This window comes from Bacteroidota bacterium, assembly GCA_016721765.1.
Taxonomy (GTDB): domain Bacteria; phylum Bacteroidota; class Bacteroidia; order UBA4408; family UBA4408; genus UBA4408.
Window position 1 is genome coordinate 92,748 of the sequence record JADKHO010000003.1, and the last position, 17,253, is coordinate 110,000.

A 17,253-nucleotide genomic window follows, 5' to 3' on the forward strand; every position below is an offset into this window, starting at 1 on the left:
AACGTTCGAAGTGAGTTGAAAACAACTACTCGACAGCTGTTTAGAATTATTTTTTGGTGCTATCAGCCCCTGCTGCTGCGGATGCAGGCAAGTTTTGAAGTGGTTTCGGAGCAGCTGTATTTTCAATTTTTTCTCTTAATTCTGTATCCTTTGCCACTGTTGTTGTACTATTTAATACGAAAGAAGAGGTTACACACAATACCAATAAGGCAATTGCCAAACCCCAAGTAATTTTTTCAATCAATTCACTTGTCTTTTTTACGCCCATTACCTGGTTGCTGCTCGAGAATTGTGATGACAATCCGCCTCCTTTAGAATTTTGAACCAACACCACCAATACCAACACCACACTCACAATCATAATCAATACTGTTACTAATGTTTCCATTTTTTAATTTATTTTGATTTAATATTTACTCCAACTTTAAAGCTGCAAAACAGGTATTATTTTTTTTCCTGTTGTAATTTTTTGATTTTTAAAATTTGGGCTGCAAAGTAACTGCTTTTTTCCGGAAATTTCAAACTTAAAATTTCGTAGGATTTTAGCGCCTTTTGGAAGTTTCCTTGTTTTAAATAAACTTTAGCAAGGGTCTCCGAAACAATAAAATCGTTTTCCATCACACTCTGCCTTGCTTTATTTATAGGATTGTAAAATTCTTGTTTCTTAGGAACGATGCGAGGTTCGGTGCTGATAAACTTCTCAATCAATATCTTTTTTTCTTCTTTCTCTGGCTTTAAATCCACAGCCACAACTTTCTGTTCAGGTGTTGTAATTTTTTGTAGTTGACTTATCTTTAACCAATCTAGGAAACTATGATGTTCAATTCGTATCTCCTTCGCAATTTCAGGTGCAATAACTGGTGCAGAAGGAACTATATTTTTTTCCTGATCGGATAGCTTTTCTGGTAAATTTATTAATTCATTTGACAGTTTTGCACTAAGCGCTTCCGACATAACTTCGGTGTTCAATTCGAGAATTTCTGGCGCAATGCTTTGAGCAGTAGATGGTATTTTTTCAGAAGTGCTTTCCGGTGTTTTAATTTCTATATGCTCTTGAATAGGCAAAATGGAAGCGTTAATTTCAGCAATATTCGGTTCATTAGAGTTATCCTGGGTTGTATTTGCCTCGTTTGTTGCAAGTGCTATTGCAATTTCGACTTTAGATTGGCTGTTTTCTTCAACTGCCTGAATTTCCATGGTTTCAAGAACCTCATTTTCATGAATCGGGAAAGTTTCAGGTAAATCCGGCTTTTTCTCCTTTTTTTGAGGTTCACCATTAATTAAAAAATAAAGCGACTTGCGATTGGCTGAATAGGCTGCAGCAATTTTTAATTGGCTTTGATAATGCACACTCTTTTCGTTGTGCAAAGTTTTTAAATACAACAATTGAGCACTTTGAAAATAAGGGAATTCCTTCAGTAAACTATTCAATGCAACCGCGCTTTCACCTTTCAGTTCCTCAGGATGAAGCATATAGTTGATGAATTGTTCGCGTTTCATTTACTTTTCTCTTAATTTCAAATTTACAAATTATGTCGAATGCAGATTATTTGGTTAGAGTGTTTATTCTTCCATTTTACTCTTTTTTACCAATTTACGACTGCCTTATTAAAAATATCCTGCACCAATTGTTCGTTTATCTCTTTTATTAATCGTTCTTCTTCGGTAGCCAAACTTTTTGTGGACTCAAAATCAGCGAAGCGCGAAAAACTATTCTCAAAATTTTGCTTCTCGTTTTTGGCATTGCTAAATTTTACATTTACAGTTATGGTTAATCGCGTTTGTGCTGCCACATCCGTACCCGATTGGATCGATATAGGTGCAACATTGTAGCCTGTAATGGAACCTTCAAAACTTAAATCCCCTCCTCGCGAAACCAGCTGCAAATTAGTTTGCGCCTGAAATTTATCCTTCAATGCTTCTGTAAATGTTTGGCCTAATATAGGTTGAACCAAAGGAGCATAATTTGGAAAAGTTTGCACCGAAATTGTTTTTACATCCGGCGGAATTGATGCTCCGGTAAAGGAATAATTCACCTTACAGGAAGTGAAAGAAGCTAAAACTAAAAGAATACTAACTAAAAAACTTTTATTCATAGTATAGTTTATCCCGGTATTTTGTATTCATTAATTTTTCGATAAAGTGTACGCTCTGAAATACCTAATTCTTTAGCAGCGTTTTTGCGTTTTCCTTTATGTCTTTCAAGGGCCTTTTTTATAAAATCCTTTTCTTTCTCTTCAAGGGATAAAGATTCCTCTATCTCATGAATGGGCTGCTGGTGGCTAAGTATTGGCCGATGCACTTGTAAAGAAGTATTTTCCTGACTAAGTGAATCGTTGTAAGCTGAATGTTCTGCATTAGCAGTCAAATCGGTCTCGGTAATTTTTTTGCCTTGAATGATATCTGCCACTATCTTTTTTACACCATCCAATTCTTTCTTCATATCAAACAGTACTTTATACAAAATATCACGTTCGCTAAAATCGCTGTCTGATTTTTCTCCCTTTACCAGTATGGGCAAAGTGTTGGCACTTTCAACCGGTAGGTATCGAACCAAAATTTCAGGGGATATGTCTCTGTTTTTTTCGATTACAGAAATTTGCTCCGCAATATTTTTCAATTGACGCACATTTCCCGGCCAACTATAATTCTCGAGATATTGCTCAGCACCTACTAATTTTATTGTCGGCATGCGGTATTTGGTGGCAAAATCGGATGCAAACTTGCGAAACAATAAATGTATATCTTCTTTGCGCTCACGCAGCGAAGGAACTTTTATTGGCACGGTGTTCAAGCGATAGTATAAATCCTCCCTAAATCGCCCTTTTCGTATCGCTTCCGGAATATTTACATTGGTTGCAGCTATTATACGAACATCGGTTTTAAGTACTTTCGAAGCGCCCACTTTAATAAATTCGCCGGTTTCTAAAACTCGTAAAAGTCGCGCCTGTGTGCTCATGGGCAATTCAGCTACTTCATCCAAAAAAATGGTGCCACCACCCACCATTTCGAAATAACCTTTTCGAGCTTCATGGGCACCGGTAAAGGATCCCTTTTCGTGTCCAAATAATTCCGAATCTATTGTCCCTTCCGGGATAGCGCCACAATTTACTGCAATGTACGGTCCGTGCTTTCGGGTACTTAATTGATGAATAATTTGAGGAAAGACTTCTTTTCCAGACCCGCTTTCTCCATTAACTAAGACGGTTAAATCTGTTGGTGCAACTTGTTTTGCAATATCGATAGCCCGATCTAATAAAGAAGAGCTGCCGATGATTCCAAAACGTTGCTTTATATCTAAAACTGTCATTTTATTTTAAGTATTAAACGGCGTTAAAGGCCGCAACTTGTATTTGGTACTTCACGTTTACTTAAACAACCTTTCCAATCAAAGTTGCTGGCGTGCAAGAAGTGGCCAATACATTTACATATTCACCAATTTTGTATGATTCTTTAGGAAACACTACTGTTGTATTTTGTGGATTTCTTCCGGCAAAAAAATCTGCTGATTTTTTTGATGTTCCTTCAATTAGCACCTTATGAATCTTACCAACACCGGCTTTGGTTTTTACTTCAGATAGCTTTTGTTGAAGTGCAACAATTTCCGCCAAACGGTTTTGCTTAATAGCCTCATCAATATCGTCTTTCATTTTCCGTGCAGCTAATGTACCCGGGCGTTCTGAATACTTAAACATATACGCAAAATCAAATCCTACCCATTCCATTAAAGTCACTGTTTCCTTGTGCTCTTCTTCTGTTTCACTGCAAAAGCCCGATATGGTATCGGTTGAAATACCACAATCAGGAATTATTTCTCTTATTTTTAAAATTCTGTTTTTGTACCACTCACGTGTATAACCTCTATTCATCAATTCAAGCATCCGCGAATTTCCGGATTGCACCGGTAAGTGAATGTAATTGCAGATGTTTTCATGCTTGGCAATCATATACAATACATCATCCGTCATATCTTTGGGGTGAGAGGTGCTAAACCTTACACGCAACAAGGGGTTAATCAATGCCACCTTTTCAAGCAATTGAGCAAAAGTGGTTGCATGCTCCAATTCTTCGGTCGTAGGGTTGTCTTTTTTCAAACCACCGCCTGTCCACAAATAGGAATCTACATTTTGACCTAGCAGAGTAACTTCTCTGTACCCACGCTCAAATAAATCTGTGGCTTCATTAACAATCGATTCGGGATCTCTGCTTCTCTCTCTTCCTCTGGTGAAAGGAACCACGCAAAATGCACACATATTATCACAGCCTCTGGTAATGGAAACAAAAGCTGTAACACCATTGCTCGATAGCCTAACGGGACTAATATCCGCATAGGTTTCTTCCCGCGAAAGCAAAACATTTACTGCCCTTTGTCCGGAATCTACTTGCTCAATTAAGTTAGGTAAATCGCGGTAAGCATCAGGACCTACAACAATATCTACCAATTTTTCTTCTTCCAGTAACTTAGATTTTAGTCGTTCCGCCATACACCCTAAAACCCCAATGACCAATCCAGGATTTTGCTTTTTTAATTTTTTTAAATCCTGCAAGCGTGTTCTTACTCGTGTTTCAGCATTATCTCGGATGGCACAGGTATTCATGAAAATAACATCTGCTTCACCCACCAGATCAGTAGTGGCGAAACCATTATTCAATAAAATGGAAGCTACCACCTCGCTATCCGCAAAGTTCATCGCACATCCATAACTTTCAAGGTATAGTTTTCGCTTCACTTCTGCATGGGCAGTAGGCAGCAATGTAGGCTGTCCTTGAATGCTTTCGTCAATTGTTTTTTCTTCGAGCAACATGTATTGAACCCTTTTTTTGGGGCTGCAAAGTAAGCCTTTTTTAGCGACTTTGCCAAAGTGTCAGTTTTGCAAAATGTGTTAAGGGAATTATTTCAAAAAATTATATATATGTAATATATATGAGTCAAAAACGGAAATCCAAAATTTAAAATATTTGGAAATCAACTTTGTAATTGTTTTCCTTTGTGAAATTTTTGTTGCTCCTAAAACCCAATTAAAATAAGATGTCGAAAAATTTAGTAATTGTTGAGTCCCCCGCCAAAGCTAAAACTATAGAAGGATTTTTAGGTAAAGATTTTACTGTTAAATCAAGTTTTGGACATGTTCGAGATTTAGCTAAAAAGGATTTTGGTGTTGAAATTGCCAATAAGTTTAAGCCCAATTATGAAGTTTCAGAGGATAAGCAAAAGGTTGTAGCGGAACTAAGAAAGCTCTCGAAAGCTGCGGATGTGGTATGGTTGGCAAGTGATGAAGACCGAGAAGGAGAAGCCATATCTTGGCATTTGTTCGAGACATTAAATTTGGAAGAAAGCAAAACGAAGCGTATCGTTTTTCATGAAATTACCAAAACGGCCATCCTTGCAGCAATTGATAATCCTAGAAAAATTGATAAGAATTTAGTAGATGCCCAGCAGGCCAGAAGAATTTTAGACAGGTTAGTAGGATTTGAGTTATCGCCTGTTTTATGGAAAAAAATAAAGCCGTCCTTATCCGCCGGTAGAGTGCAATCGGTTGCGGTGCGGTTAATCGTTGAAAGAGAAAGAGAAGTATCTGCTCACGTGAGTACCTCTGCTTTTCGTGTATCGGCATTATTTGAACTTAAAAGTGGGGCAAGCTTAAAGGCCGAATTACCTAAACGATTTGCAACGGAGCCGGAAGCGATGGCCTTCTTGCAAGATTGTATCGGTGCTGATTTCAGTATTGAAAACCTTGAAGTAAAGCCAGGAAAAAAATCACCCTCAGCACCTTTTACCACTTCCACACTTCAACAAGAAGCAAGTAGAAAGTTAGGTTTTTCGGTGGCTCAAACCATGACGCTTGCACAGCGATTATATGAATCCGGTAAGATTACTTACATGAGAACAGATTCGGTAAATCTTTCTGAATTGGCAATGGGTACAATTAAGGATGAAATTAACAGTGCTTATGGAAACAATTACCACCAGCCGCGTCAATATAAAACCAAAAGTAAAGGAGCCCAAGAAGCCCACGAAGCGATTCGTCCAACCTACATCAACCAAAAAAATGTGGAAGGCGAAAACAATGAAAAGCGCTTGTATGATTTAATTTGGAAACGTACTATCGCCTCACAAATGAGCGATGCAGTATTGGAAAAAACTGTGGCGACCATAGCCATTTCAAAAAGTAAGGAAAAGTATATCGCACAAGGTGAGGTACTTAAGTTTGATGGTTTTTTGAAAGTATATATGGAAGGCACAGATGATGAAAATACGGAGGAACAAGAAGGTATGTTGCCACCTATCGAAATAGGCGAAATGCTCCAAATGATTGAATCAAATGCGACGCAACGCTTTAGCAACCATCCTCCAAGATACACGGAAGCAAGTTTGGTAAAAAAGCTGGAGGAATTGGGTATTGGTCGACCTTCTACTTATGCCCCAACCATATCAACAGTTCAAAAAAGAGGTTATGTTGTGAAGGAAGATAGGGAAGGGGTTCAACGTAAATTCCAAGTGCTTACGCTAAAAAATAATTCTATTTCCAAAGAGGTAAAAACTGAAAATACAGGAGCGGAGAAATCAAAATTATTTCCTTCTGATATCGGTATGGTGGTAACCGATTTTTTGCTTAAAAATTTTGATGAGATAATGGATTATAATTTCACTGCTTATGTGGAGGAAGAGTTTGATATTATTGCTGAAGGAAAATTAGATTGGACAAAAATGTTGGCTGATTTTTATAAGCCGTTTCATGCCCATGTTGAAAGCACCTTGGAGAACACCGATCGTGCTAGTGGTGAGCGTTTGCTTGGAGTAGATCCGACTACAAAGAAAAATATTTATGCTCGTATTGGAAGATTTGGTGCCTTAATTCAAATTGGAGAGTCGGGTGATGATCAGGACAAACCTAAATTCGCGAGTCTACGCGCGAATCAGCGTCTCGAAAGCATAACCTTGGAAGATGCGCTCGAATTATTTAAGCTTCCCAGAATCTCAGGAACTTATGAGGACAAGGAGATGCAAGTAAATATTGGACGTTTTGGCCCTTACATTCGTCACAATTCGGCTTTTTATTCCTTAAAAAAGGAGGACGATCCAATGCTTGTAAGCGAAGCAAGATGTATTGAACTTATTGAAGCAAAACGCAAAGCGGATCGTGAAAAAGTTATAGTAAGCTTTAAAGAAAATCCAAGTGTGCAAGTGCTTAATGGCAGATGGGGCCCTTATATTGCAATTGAGAAAAATAATTATAAAATACCCAAAGGAACCGAACCGGCAACCCTTACACTGGAAGAATGTTTGGCAATTGCCGCCGCTGCACCTGCACCAAAATTTAAAGTTGCTGCAAATAAAAAATCATTACCTGCAAAAGCTGAAAAGCCTAAAAAGGCTTCAAAGAAAGCCCCTGCAAAGAAAGAATCTGCTAAAAAAGCACCCGCAAAAAAAAGTGTTGCGAAAGCAAAATCACCTAAAAAGAAATAGTCACATAGCAAGTATGGATATTTCAATCTACTTTGAGCCACTCGAGAATACAGGCATTCTGAATAGTTCAGACTACCAACCTACACAACTCGGCAGAACGCTTGCACGCAATTCGCAAAGCGGATTCCCTGATTTGACGGGTGTGCAACTTGCTTTAATTGGTGTAAAGGAAGATCGAAAATCCTTAAATAATGTGGGTTGTTCAGAATCACCAGATCATGTTCGAAACCATTTGTATAAATTATTTCAACCGTCAGGTCCAATTTCAGTTGTGGATTTGGGAAATATTAATGCCGGCTTTTCTATTGAAGATACTTACTTCGCAGTTTCTGCGGTGGTGAAAGAGCTAGTAAAAAATAATATTGTACCGGTAATTATTGGCGGTGGGCAAGACTTAACCTACGCGAATTATAAAGCTTATGAAGAACTGGAACAAGTTGTAAATATTGTTTCTATAGATTCCAAATTTGATTTAGGTGAAATGAATCAGGAGTTGGATTCACAATCCTATCTGAGCAAAATTATTTTACACAAACCCAATTATTTATTCAACTATAGCAACATAGGCTATCAAACCTATTTTGTGGATAAAAATGCGGTTGAGCTTATGTCGAAATTATTTTTCGATACCCATCGATTGGGCTACGTGCGCTCAAACATGGAAGAAGTTGAACCCATTGTTCGTAACGCCGATATTGTTAGTTTTGATATTTCTTGTATTCGTTATTCAGATGCACCCGGAAATGCAAATGCAACACCCAATGGATTTCACGGAGAGGAAGCTTGTCAAATTGCGCGCTATGCAGGAATGAGCGATAAATTATCGTCAATTGGATTTTACGAGCTTAATCCGAGTTTAGATAAAGATGGTCAGACAGCGCATTTGGTGGCGCAAATGATTTGGTATTTTTTGGAAGGCTTTTCCAATCGCAAAAAGGATTTTCCAATTGGAAGCCGAGGAGATTTTACGAAGTACCGGGTATTTATACAAAACAATAAATATGAAATTGTTTTTTACAAAAGCCCCAAAAGTGATCGATGGTGGATGGATGTTCCTTATCCGCCGAATAAGAAAATTAAATACGAGCGGCATCACCTTGTGCCTTGCAGCTATCAGGATTACCAAACTGCCTGCAAGGAAGACATGCCCGATAAATGGTGGCTCACCTTCCAAAAACTGAGCTGATTAATAGGTATGCCATGTAACTAGTACAAAGCATGAAAAATATAATTTCTGCCAAAATTTGGTAATTAAAAATATGTTTACTTACTTTACCCACCAATTTTTTAGAGATTGATGTATTGGTGACTGGATTTATTGAAAGATTTTAACTGCATTACAACGATTCATATATGAAAAAAACACTTTTAGCCTGCTTCGTTTTTATTGGTTCTTTTTCCTTTGCACAGCAAGACCCACAAGTTAGTCACTACATGTACAACCGACTTGGATATAATCCCGGTTATGCCGGGGCAAACGGTTCAATTTGTGCTACTTTGATTGGAAGACAGCAATGGGTTGGATTTGACGGGGCACCTAAAACAAATATTCTTTCAATTGACGCTCCGGTAAAAATGCTTCATGGTGGTTTGGGTTTAACCGTAGCAACAGATAAATTAGGTTTTGAAAATAATTTTTTCGGCAAGCTGTCTTATGCATTTCGTTTACCCATTGGTAACGATGGAAATTTGGGTATTGGAGTAGAGGCTGGATTATATAATAAATCGATAAATGGAAATTGGAAATCTACAGATCCAATTGCTGCCGATAAAGCAATTCCTACCGGTAAGGCATCTGACAATACTTTTGATTTAGGTTTTGGGGTTCATTACCACACTCCTAAGTTTTATGTTGGTTTATCATCTACTCACTTGAATCAAGGAAAGATTGAAAAAAATAACTTGAGTTTTGAAATTGCCCGTCACTATTATGTAACCGCCGGTTATAATTATGACATTAATGAAACGTTTACGTTACGCCCATCTGCATTGGTTAAATCGGTTGGTTCATCCACACAATTTGACTTGAATGTAAATGTTCTCTACAATAATTTGCTTTGGTTAGGCGTTAGCTATAGAACATCCGATGCAATTGTCCCAATGGTTGGATTTCAAAAGGCACTTAATGCAAAAAGTGCTTTTAAAGTTGGTTATGCTTACGATGTTACTACTTCTAAGCTTAAAACACAAAGTAATGGTAGTCACGAGTTGATGCTTGGATTCTGTTATACAATTGTTCCAAAAACCACAACTACCAAGTATAAAAACGTTCGTTTCCTATAAAAGTAACTAATTTTTTTCAGACTCGTAAGAGTCAATTGTATTATTTAAGCAAGAATTAAATAAATGGTGAGTTTTGCAGGGAAGAATGTTAAACCAAAAAAAACAAAAATGAATCATCTTTTAGAAAACATCAAAAAGGTAATCTATTTTATTCTTTTAGCAATTGTCCTACAAAGCTGCGCAAGTGGTGATAACGGCCAATTGATTGGAGCACAAAACAGAGAAACTTGGTATGATTTCAACCCATATGGTATGCTTATTATACCCTTAGGAAGTTTCCAAATGGGTCCAAGTGATCAGGATGTTCCATATTCGCAAACAACTCAGGCAAAAACAGTTTCCATGCAGTCATTTTACATGGATGAAACTGAAATTACCAATAACGAGTACCGTCAGTTTGTGAATTGGGTGAGAGATTCAATTGCCCGAAGAAAAATTGCAGAAGCCGGCAATGAGGATTTTCTCCAAGCAGAAAACGAAGAAGATCCGGATTTTCGTCAACTCAATTGGGAAGAACGTTTAAAGTGGGACGATGAAGATGCGAAAGAAGCACTCGCAGATATGTTCTTACCGGTTAATGAACGCTATTACCACAGAAAAGAAATTGATGCACGTAAATTGGATTTTGAATATTATTGGATTGACCTTAGAGAAGCAGCTCGAAAAGCTAACAGAGAACAGGGAATGACAGATAGATCGGTGTTTATTAAGAAGGACGTAATTAATGTGTATCCTGATACGTTAGCCTGGATTCATGATTTTACATATTCCTTTAATGAGCCAATGACCAATATGTATTTTTGGCACCCGGCTTATGATGAATATCCTGTTGTGGGGGTAACATGGAAACAAGCACGAGCATTTTGTATTTGGAGAACACAGCTATTAAACGGATTTTTTATGGGACAAGGTGTTCCAATTGTACAAGATTTTAGATTGCCAACCGAAACCGAATGGGAGTATGCTTCCAGAGGAGGTTTAGCTCTTTCTCCTTATCCTTGGGGTGGTCCCTATATTAGGAATGTTAGAGGATGTTTCCTTGCGAATTTTAAACCACTTCGCGGTAACTATACAGATGATGGGGGGTTAAATACACTAAAAGTTGGAACATATAATCCAAATGATTACGGTTTGTATGACATGTCTGGAAACGTATCTGAATGGACAAGTAACGCTTTTGACGAATCAGCTTATAATTTTTCGCATGACATGAATCCGGACTATGTTTATGAAGCATCCGAGAATGACGCAGTTGCACTTAAACGAAAAGTTATTCGTGGCGGTTCATGGAAAGATGTTTCTTATTACTTGCAAAATGGATCCCGTACCTATGAATACCAAGATACTGCAAAGTGTTACATTGGATTCAGATGTGTGATGTCTTATTTGGGTAGAGTTCCGGGAGACGAGCAGTAATCTTTAGTAGAAATAGTTTATTTACAAATCTAAAAACAACCCTTTAAATCTTTAACAAACTATGGGAATCATTCAAAAACTTCAGTCAAAAAAAGGAAAAACATTCATGGGTTATCTTTATGGATGGGGAGCTTCTATCGTAATTGTAGGAGCGATGTTTAAGATTCAACACTGGCCAGGTGCGGGTCCGATGTTGGTTGCCGGTCTGTCTATTGAGGCCGTTATCTTCTTCTTTTCGGCTTTTGAACCAGTGCATGAAGAGGATGATTGGAGTTTGGTTTATCCTGAATTGAGAGGAGCTGATGAGCATGGTGCAAGTCGTCATAAAGATAGCAAACATAAAAAAGATCCTATTGCCGCTGAGCTTGATAAATTATTAAGCGAAGCCAAAATTGGTCCTGAATTGATTGAAAGTTTAGGCAGTGGAATGAGAAGCCTAAGCGAGCAAGCAGGAAAGCTTTCAAATATTACTGATGCTACTGTTGCAACTCAAGGATATGTAGATAATATTAAAGGGGCTACTACTTCTGTTGGACAATTGGCTCAATCCTACATCAAGGCTTCTGAGGCGCTTACAGGTCTTACAAGCACTAATTTGGATGGTCAAGTTTATGGTGAGCAATTGGTTGCCGTTTCAAAAAATTTATCTGCACTTAATGCAGTTTATGAATTGCAATTACAAGGTGCAAACGACCATTTGAAAGTGTCAAACAAAATGTATGAAGGTATGAATCAATTAATTGAAAACTTGAGTGGTTCTGTTGACGATACAAGAAAATATAAAGATGAAGTGGGTAAATTAGCCACAAACTTGAGCTCATTGAATACCATTTATGGTAACATGCTAACAGCAATGAACTACAATAGATAATTTGTAGTTTTTAACTTATAAGTATTATAATCACTTCATAAAAAACACTTAAAGAGTATGTCAGCAAAAGGAACCCCAAGGCAGAAGATGATTGGTATGATGTATTTAGTGTTAACAGCCTTGTTAGCACTAAACGTTTCAAAAGAAATTTTGGATTCATTCATAATCGTTAACGATGGCTTGGAAAAAACCAATGAGAATTTTTCAAAGAAAAATGAAAAAGTCTACAGTGACTTCGAAGCCGCAAATACCAAGGATCCTAAAAAAACAGGGCCTTATTACGAGCGTGCAAAAAAGGCTCAAAAGATTTCTAATGATTTGGTAAAATACATTAAGCAAATCAAAACAAAATTGTTATCTGAAACGGATAAAATTACAATGGATGCTGCAGATACAATGCATTTAGAGTATTTGCAATCCAAAGACAATTACACCGTTCCATCTGAAATCATGATTGGCAGTAACCCTGAAAGTCCTAAAAAGGGCGATTTTACAGCTGCTGATTTGAAAGCAAAAATTAATGCTGCACGTGCTGATTTTATTAAGTTGTTTGACAATCCTCCCGGGCAAGAAATTTTCTTACCGGTTGTAAAACAGCAAATGGAATCAAAATTGGGTTTGAAAACTCCGGATCCGAAACCAAAAGAAGGAGAAGTAAGAACGTGGGAGACTACCAACTTCGAACATATTCCTTTGGCTGCAATTATTACTATTTTATCCGGAATTCAAGCAGATGCTAAGAATGCTGAAGCAGATGTTGTGAATCAATTGTTTCAATCGGTAAAGGGTCAAGATTTTACTTTTGATAAGTTGTCTGCTAAAGTAATTGCAAAATCAAGCTATGTGATTGCAGGAGATGAGTATACCGCAGATGTATTATTAGTTGCATCAAATTCAACTACTAATCCAAAAATAATTGTTGGTGATACTTCAAAATTAAAAACAGGTGGTGAAGGGAAAGAATTACCGGTTGAAGGTGGTCTTGGAAAATATGTGATTAGAACAAGCGCTGAAGGTTTGCAAAAATGGAGTGGGGTAATTAAAGTTGAGAAACCAGGACGTCCTGGTGAGTTTGATTCCTATCCATTTACTTCTGAGTATCAAGTGGCTAAGCCAGCAGCAGCAGTTTCACCAACTAAAATGAATGTATTTTACATTGGAGTAGATAACCCGGTGGATATTAGTGCTGCCGGTGTTGCTCCAGAAAATATAGTTGCTAATTTGGCGGGTAATGGAGGTACATTAACCAAAGTTAGCAGCGGTAAGTATAATGTTAGGGTTGTTAGTGGCTCAAATAAATGCACTATTAGTGTGGGCGCTAAAATGGGAACAACCACAAGACCTATGGGAACACCTTTTGAGTTTAGAGTTAAGCAATTACCAACTCCAGTTGCATATATAGGCGGAACAAATGGAGGACCAATCAAAAAGGGATTATTAATTGCGGCGGGTAATGTTATACCCAAAATGGAATCTTTTGATTTTGATTTGAAAATTCTTATTACAGGTTTTAGAATGAGTGTTACAGGTAAGGGCGGAATGATTCAAGAAAAGACTTCACCCAATGGTGCGTTAACTTCTGAGATGATTTCGATGATTCAAGCCCTTCCAAGCAATCAAAAAGTATATTTTGAGGATATTAAAGCTAAAATGCCTGATGGAACAACAAGAGGGCTAAATACCATTATATTAAAAGTTAACTAAAAATAAATTCAAAATGACTAAAATAAAATTAGGATTAATTATCGCTGGTTTATTTTTTTCTTTAGTTGTGACAAAGCAAAGTTTAGCTCAAACGAATGTTTTGGATGGTGTTTACGTTAAAGAGCATTCACCAGAAAGGAAGGTTATTCCCTATACCTATTTGCGTGAAGCGGATGTTCAATGGTCAAGAAGGATTTGGAGACGAATAGATTTAAGAGAAAAAAAGAATCACCCACTTTATTTTCCTATTGAAAAAATCAATAACCGCAAAAGTATTGTTCAGGTAATTCTAGATGGTATTTTAAATGACGGTACAATAACTGCTTATGATGGTGCAGACGATGAATTTAAGAAACCATTAACAAAATCAGAGGTACAAGGTCTGCTAGCTGGTAAAATTGATACGCAATATGTCGATGATCCGGATAATCCGGGTAACCTTATTCCCAAGGTGATTAATAATCCATTTAAGCCTGAAAGTATCAAAAAGATTGACATTAAAGAGGATTGGTTTTTTGATAAGCAACGATCAGTTATGGATGTTAGAATTATTGGTTTGTGCTGCTTACTTGACGTAATAGAGGATGATGGAGTAACAGTTAGAGGACAAAAGCCTTTATTTTGGATTTACTTCCCTGAAACCCGTTATGTTTTTGCGAATTCTGAAGTGTTTAATCGTAATAATGATGCAGAAAGAAGAACTTTTGAAGATATTTTTTGGAAGCGAGATTTTGCAAGCTACGTTCTAAAAGAGTCAAATGTTTATGATAGATATATCAATTCATACAAAACCGGTATGGATGCATTATTGGAAGCAGAGAAGATAAAAGAAAATATTTTCAATTACGAGCATGACATGTGGGAGTATTAATCAAATTTAATAACTTTGAAAAAGCATCGAAAAATAATTTCGGTGCTTTTTTTTTACTTTAAATTTTACATCAAAATGAATATTGTTATCACAGGAGCATCGAATGGAATAGGGTATTTTGTTGCAAAGAAATTTGCTACTGATGCTTCTAATAAAATAATAGCAATCGCGAGGGATGCTGAAAAGTTGAATAAATTGAAATCCGAAATAAATGCCGAGTATAAGTGTGATACATTAATCCCCTTAGCCATGGATTTAACGGATCCCAGAAGCATGGCAGGAATTCAGGAACAAGTCGGTCTACATATGTCTGAATTGGATGTCTTAATTTGTAATGCCGGAAGCATCATCAATAAACCCTTTGATACCATTTCACCGGAGGAATTAAAACAGGTTTATGAAGTGAATGTATTTGCGCCCTATTTGTTAATACAAGCGTTGTTGCCATCATTGAGAAAGAGTGAGCATGCGCAAGTAATACTAATTGGGAGCATGGGCGGAATGAATGGTACGGTGAAGTTTCCCGGGTTAAGTGCTTATAGTTCATCAAAGGGAGCTTTATCGATTTTAGCCGAATGCTTGGCTGAAGAATTAAAGAAGGATAAAATACGTGTAAATTGTTTAGCATTGGGATCAGTGAACACCAACATGCTTAAAAAGGCGTTCCCGGAATATGTAGCACCACATGAACCCGCTGAAATGGCTGATTTTATTACAGAATTTGCATTAAAGAGCTCCCATTTTTTTAATGGAAAAACAATTCCTGTTTCGAGCGCAACCCCATAAGTGAAAAATAAATCATTGAAATTCAGCACTTAAAGGGGGAGTTGAAAAAAATATTACATACACATTTGTTAGTTTAAAAAATCGCTGTACATTTGCAGCCCCTTACAAAAAGGAATGCTCTTTTAAATAACGCTTCAAAATAGAAATCTGAGGCAATTTTAACAAAGAAAAATTATTCAACTGTTTTTCAGCTAATTAGAAAAATAATTGAAAATTAATTTGGAGTTAATATAAAGTTGTTTACTTTTGCAGCCCCAAACGAAAAGGGAAGTTCATTAAAAGAGTACAAAATTGATTATTATAAACCTTTCAAAAGGTTCATTATAGTTACGTTCTTTGAAAATATTGAAGATAGCAAAAAGCAAAGCAAGTATCCTATCGAATTAATCTTTTAGGTTTTTCGATATGAAACAAATTCCAAATAATTAAAATTTCAAATTAATTTTGAGATTCAAGACAAACTACAATGAAGAGTTTGATCCTGGCTCAGGATGAACGCTAGCGGCAGGCTTAATACATGCAAGTCGAACGGTAACATGAGTAGCAATACTTGATGACGAGTGGCGCACGGGTGCGTAACGCGTATGCAACTTACCTTCAACTGGAAGATAGCCCCTCGAAAGAGGGATTAATATTCCATAACTTTATGATTTGGCATCAAATTATAATTAAAGATCAGTCGGTTGAAGATAGGCATGCGTGACATTAGCTAGTTGGTGAGGTAACGGCTCACCAAGGCTACGATGTCTAGGGGATCTGAGAGGACTAACCCCCACACTGGTACTGAGACACGGACCAGACTCCTACGGGAGGCAGCAGTAAGGAATATTGGTCAATGGAGGCAACTCTGAACCAGCCATGCCGCGTGAAGGATGAAGGCCCTATGGGTTGTAAACTTCTTTTATACGGGAAGAAACCCTGATACGTGTATCAGGCTGACGGTACTGTAAGAATAAGGATCGGCTAACTCCGTGCCAGCAGCCGCGGTAATACGGAGGATCCAAGCGTTATCCGGATTTATTGGGTTTAAAGGGTGCGTAGGCGGAATAGTAAGTCAGTGGTGAAAGCCTGTCGCTTAACGACAGAACTGCCATTGATACTGCTAATCTTGAGTATAATTGAAGTGGGCGGAATGTGTCGTGTAGCGGTGAAATGCTTAGATATGACACAGAACACCGATTGCGAAGGCAGCTCACTAAACTATAACTGACGCTGAGGCACGAAAGCGTGGGGATCAAACAGGATTAGATACCCTGGTAGTCCACGCTGTAAACTATGATTACTCGATGTGTGCGATATACAGTACGCGTCTTAGCGAAAGTGATAAGTAATCCACCTGGGGAGTACGCTCGCAAGAGTGAAACTCAAAGGAATTGACGGGGGCCCGCACAAGCGGAGGAGCATGTGGTTTAATTCGATGATACGCGAGGAACCTTACCTGGGCTTGAAAGTTAGCGACTGAGTGTGAAAGCATTCATCCCTTCGGGGCGCGAAACTAGGTGCTGCATGGCTGTCGTCAGCTCGTGCCGTGAGGTGTTGGGTTAAGTCCCGCAACGAGCGCAACCCCTATCATTAGTTGCCATCAGGTTATGCTGGGGACTCTAATGAAACTGCCCGCGTAAGCGGTGAGGAAGGTGGGGATGACGTCAAGTCAGCACGGCCCTTACGTCCAGGGCTACACACGTGCTACAATGGCGAGTACAAAGGGCTGCTACATGGTAACATGATGCCAATCTCTAAAACTCGTCTCAGTTCGGATTGAGGTCTGCAACTCGACCTCATGAAGCTGGATTCGCTAGTAATCGTATATCAGCAATGATACGGTGAATACGTTCCCGGGCCTTGTACACACCG

13 protein-coding genes and 1 rRNA gene (1 of these 14 cut by a window edge) are annotated in these 17,253 nt (G+C 37.9%); 9 read left to right on the top strand and 5 right to left on the bottom strand.

Annotated features, from left to right (window positions below; translation table 11 throughout):
• Positions 1-46: 46 nt before the first annotated feature.
• From secG to miaB, 5 genes are all read right to left on the bottom strand, one after another.
• Entirely contained in the window at positions 47-388 is a 342-nt protein-coding gene (gene secG, locus IPP32_13350; protein ID MBL0049069.1) for a preprotein translocase subunit SecG, read from the bottom strand.
• A gap of 56 nt (positions 389-444) precedes the next feature.
• Positions 445-1,197, bottom strand: coding sequence for a hypothetical protein (locus IPP32_13355; GenBank protein MBL0049070.1), 753 nt, complete (start codon positions 1,195-1,197; stop codon positions 445-447).
• A 389-nt stretch (positions 1,198-1,586) separates the two neighbouring features.
• Positions 1,587-2,096: an LptE family protein gene (locus IPP32_13360; protein ID MBL0049071.1), complete on the bottom strand. Its 510-nt coding sequence runs from the start codon at positions 2,094-2,096 to the stop codon at positions 1,587-1,589.
• Between the two features lie 8 nt (positions 2,097-2,104).
• A complete protein-coding gene (locus IPP32_13365) occupies positions 2,105-3,310 on the bottom strand; it encodes a sigma-54-dependent Fis family transcriptional regulator (GenBank protein ID MBL0049072.1) in 1,206 nt (401 codons plus the stop codon).
• Positions 3,311-3,371: 61 nt separating this feature from the next.
• Entirely contained in the window at positions 3,372-4,805 is a 1,434-nt protein-coding gene (gene miaB / locus IPP32_13370; protein ID MBL0049073.1) for a tRNA (N6-isopentenyl adenosine(37)-C2)-methylthiotransferase MiaB, read from the bottom strand.
• 224 nt (positions 4,806-5,029) lie between these two features.
• On the opposite strand from miaB, the gene topA reads away from it, so the two are divergent.
• The 9 genes from topA to IPP32_13415 all read left to right on the top strand — a co-directional run.
• Positions 5,030-7,468, top strand: coding sequence for a type I DNA topoisomerase (gene topA, locus IPP32_13375; GenBank protein MBL0049074.1), 2,439 nt, complete (start codon positions 5,030-5,032; stop codon positions 7,466-7,468).
• A gap of 13 nt (positions 7,469-7,481) precedes the next feature.
• Positions 7,482-8,654 (top strand): formimidoylglutamase, encoded by a 1,173-nt coding sequence (locus tag IPP32_13380; GenBank protein ID MBL0049075.1) that lies wholly within the window; start codon positions 7,482-7,484, stop codon positions 8,652-8,654.
• A 167-nt stretch (positions 8,655-8,821) separates the two neighbouring features.
• Positions 8,822-9,751 (top strand): type IX secretion system membrane protein PorP/SprF, encoded by a 930-nt coding sequence (locus IPP32_13385; protein ID MBL0049076.1) that lies wholly within the window; start codon positions 8,822-8,824, stop codon positions 9,749-9,751.
• Between the two features lie 108 nt (positions 9,752-9,859).
• Positions 9,860-11,167: an SUMF1/EgtB/PvdO family nonheme iron enzyme gene (locus IPP32_13390; protein MBL0049077.1), complete on the top strand. Its 1,308-nt coding sequence runs from the start codon at positions 9,860-9,862 to the stop codon at positions 11,165-11,167.
• A gap of 61 nt (positions 11,168-11,228) precedes the next feature.
• Complete coding sequence (gldL, locus tag IPP32_13395; GenBank protein ID MBL0049078.1) at positions 11,229-12,038, top strand: gliding motility protein GldL; 810 nt, start codon at positions 11,229-11,231, stop codon at positions 12,036-12,038.
• A gap of 57 nt (positions 12,039-12,095) precedes the next feature.
• Positions 12,096-13,742 (top strand): gliding motility protein GldM, encoded by a 1,647-nt coding sequence (gldM, locus tag IPP32_13400; GenBank protein ID MBL0049079.1) that lies wholly within the window; start codon positions 12,096-12,098, stop codon positions 13,740-13,742.
• Between the two features lie 13 nt (positions 13,743-13,755).
• On the top strand, positions 13,756-14,613 hold the full coding sequence (gldN, locus tag IPP32_13405) for a gliding motility protein GldN (protein ID MBL0049080.1): 858 nt from the start codon (positions 13,756-13,758) through the stop codon (positions 14,611-14,613).
• A gap of 75 nt (positions 14,614-14,688) precedes the next feature.
• Entirely contained in the window at positions 14,689-15,399 is a 711-nt protein-coding gene (locus IPP32_13410; protein ID MBL0049081.1) for an SDR family oxidoreductase, read from the top strand.
• A 463-nt stretch (positions 15,400-15,862) separates the two neighbouring features.
• Positions 15,863-17,253, top strand: a 16S ribosomal RNA gene (locus IPP32_13415); it runs 132 nt beyond the window's last position.